This window comes from Salipiger sp. HF18 (assembly GCF_011806505.1).
In the GTDB taxonomy this organism is placed as follows: Bacteria; Pseudomonadota; Alphaproteobacteria; order Rhodobacterales; family Rhodobacteraceae; genus Salipiger; species Salipiger thiooxidans.
The window spans coordinates 1-2610 of the sequence record NZ_JAATOS010000536.1; the positions used below are offsets into that span (position 1 = coordinate 1).

General features: G+C 67.0%; 2 protein-coding genes and 1 tRNA gene. 1 reads left to right on the forward strand and 2 read right to left on the reverse strand.

Translation table 11 applies throughout. From position 1 onward, the window contains the following. Positions 1 to 353: 353 nt before the first annotated feature. Positions 354 to 428, reverse strand: a tRNA-Asn gene (locus tag HC022_RS23720). 81 nt (positions 429 to 509) lie between these two features. Beyond that, entirely contained in the window at positions 510 to 1424 is a 915-nt protein-coding gene (locus tag HC022_RS23725) for an MBL fold metallo-hydrolase (protein ID WP_167454043.1), read from the reverse strand. A gap of 42 nt (positions 1425 to 1466) precedes the next feature. Between HC022_RS23725 and HC022_RS23730 the strand changes: the two genes are divergently transcribed. Next, the coding region (locus tag HC022_RS23730) for a histidine kinase dimerization/phospho-acceptor domain-containing protein (protein ID WP_167454044.1) at positions 1467 to 2610 on the forward strand (1144 nt) is incomplete at its 3' end.

Genomic DNA, 2610 nt, shown 5'->3' on the forward strand with positions numbered 1-2610 from the left:
GAGGATCGCGCCATCACGCCTAGCAAGACGGAAAACAATTCCGCTCGCCCGACTATTTCAGCACCCTGATAGATGCCCCCTCCATATAGGTGGGGGGTGGGGGGCAGGAAGGCTTGGCCTCCTCCGCTTACATTTGAGCCGGATTTTTGGGAGCAAATCCCTTTTTGGTATGGATCAACCTGAAAAAGTGAGACCCATCAGCGGCTTGCGAGATCGCGCGGGGCGCATCATCCATCTGTGGAAACCGTCAGACAGTGCCCGTTCAATGTCTGCTATATGTCTGATTGCCGAAAATGAGAAGGGCGGCGCTGATGCGGCCGCCCTTGTAACTCATTGATCTCATTTAGATATTTTGGCTCCGGCGGTAGGGATCGAACCTACGACCAATTGATTAACAGTCAACTGCTCTACCGCTGAGCTACGCCGGAACATGTGGGGCGTATAGCAACAGGCTTCGAACCTTGTCCAGAGCCATTTGTCACATTTTTTCAGCTTTTCCGAAATTCCTTCTAAGCCAATGAAAAAACGGACGTTTCTGAAGTGCCTTGCCGCCACGTCACCAGATCGCGGCGGGCGAGGTCGATCAGGTGGGCGAGTACATTGCGGGCTGCGGCAGACTGAAGTTGGGGGGGCGTATCGGTGTAGATACGGGCGGCCAGCCCCGCGGCGTCCGAGGCGCCGTCCTCCAGTGCAGCGAGGATCTGCGCCTCGCGCATGCGGCGGTGCGAGGCGAGGGTCTCGAGCCGTTCAGCGGGAGTCTCCACCGGCGCGCCGTGGCCCGGGTGGAACACCTGCCAGCGCCGCGAGGCCAGCCGGGCGAGCGAGGACATGAAGGCGGTGAGGTCGCCGTCGGGGGGCGAGACCAGCGAGGTGGCCCAGCCCATCACCAGATCGCCCGAGAACAGCACGTCCCCCAGCGCGAAGGCCATGTGGTTGCCGAAATGGCCGGGCGTGTGCAGCGCCTCGAGCTGCCAGCCGTCGCCCTCGATCACCGCGCCGTCGGCGAGCGACCGGTCGGGCGCAAAGCCCGCGTCGACGCCTTCGCCGCCGCCGACCATGCCCGAGGTCGCGAGGCGCTCCATCAGCTCGGAGCGTCCCGATCCGGCGTCGCCATAGGCCATCACCGGCGCGCCAGTCGCCTCCGAGAGCGGGCGGGCGAGGGGCGAGTGGTCGCGATGGGCATGGGTCACGAGGATGTGGCTCACGTGCTCGCCGGGGCGCAGCGCCGAGAGCAGCGCCTCGAGATGGTCGGGGTCGTCGGGACCCGGATCGATCACCGCGATGCCGCGCGTGCCCACGAGGTAGCTGTTGGTGCCGCGGAAGGTCATCGCCGAGGGGTTGGGCGCCAGCACCCGGCGCAGCCCGGGGCCGAGCTCTTCGGGCACACCGGGGCGGGGCTGAAAATCGGGTTGCGGGTCCTGCATCTTTCGGGGCTTTCTGGCTGTGCTCACATCCCGAGGTAGCGCATGTCCTTCCATTGGCTCAAACACTATATGCCCCGCGGGCTTTACGGCCGGGCGGCGTTGATCCTGTTGCTGCCGGTGGTGACGCTGCAGCTCGTGGTGTCGGTGGTCTTCGTCCAGCGGCATTTCGAGGATGTCTCCAGCCAGATGAGCCGCGAGCTCGCACGAGAGATCGAACTGGCGGTGGCGCAGCCGGCGCTGGCCGAGCCGCTCGCGCTGGAGCTGATCACCGTGCCCGAGTCGGCGCTGCCGGCCGAGAACGCGCGGCGGTGGTACGACTTCTCCGGGCTCGTGGTGACACGCACGCTCGAGCGGTTCGTGTCGGGCACCGAACGCATCCTGCTGCCCGACGACGACTACGTCATACTCTACCTGCGTGACGGCGAGACTCTCACGCAGGTGCGTTTCTCGCGGCGCCGGGCCTCGCCGACCAATGCGCACCAGCTCTTCGTGAACATGATGGTCTTCGGCGTGCTGATGACGGTCATCGCCTTCCTCTACCTGCGAAACCAGCTGCGCCCCATCACCGAGCTGGCGCGGGCGGCCGAGGCCTTCGGGCGCGGCCGTCACGAGCCCTACGCGCCGGCGGGCGCGGTCGAGGTGCGGGCGGCGGGCAGCGCCTTTCTCGACATGCGCAACCGCATCGAGCGGCAGATCGAGCAGCGCACCATGATGCTCTCGGGGGTGAGCCACGACCTGCGCACCCCGATCACCCGGCTGAAGCTGGGGCTCTCGATGCTCGAGGACGAAGAGCGCGAGCCGCTCGAGCGCGATGTCGAGGACATGCAGCGGCTCATCGACGCCTTCCTCGACTTCGCGCGCGGCGACACCCAGGGCGGCGAGGCCGAGCCCACGGACCCGATCGAGCTGGTCGAGGGCATCGTTGCGGACGCGCGGCGCGCCGGCAAGGACGTGACGGTCGCGTCCACCGAGGGGGCGGGCGAGGTGACGCTGCGGCCCGCGGCGATGCGGCGGGCGCTCGAGAACCTGATCGGCAACGCCGTCCGCTACGGCACCCGATGCGAGGTGTCGGTCGCTCTGACCGAGAAGAGCCTGCGCCTGCGGGTCGAGGATGACGGGCCCGGGATCGCGCCCGAGCGGCGCGAGGATGCGCTGCGGCCCTTCGTGCGGCTCGATCCGGCGCGCA

Excerpts from the sequence above, each read along its gene's own strand:
- HC022_RS23725 (WP_167454043.1), bottom strand. The coding sequence starts at position 1,424 with ATGCAGGACCCGCAACCCGATTTTCAGCCCCGCCCCGGTGTGCCCGAA.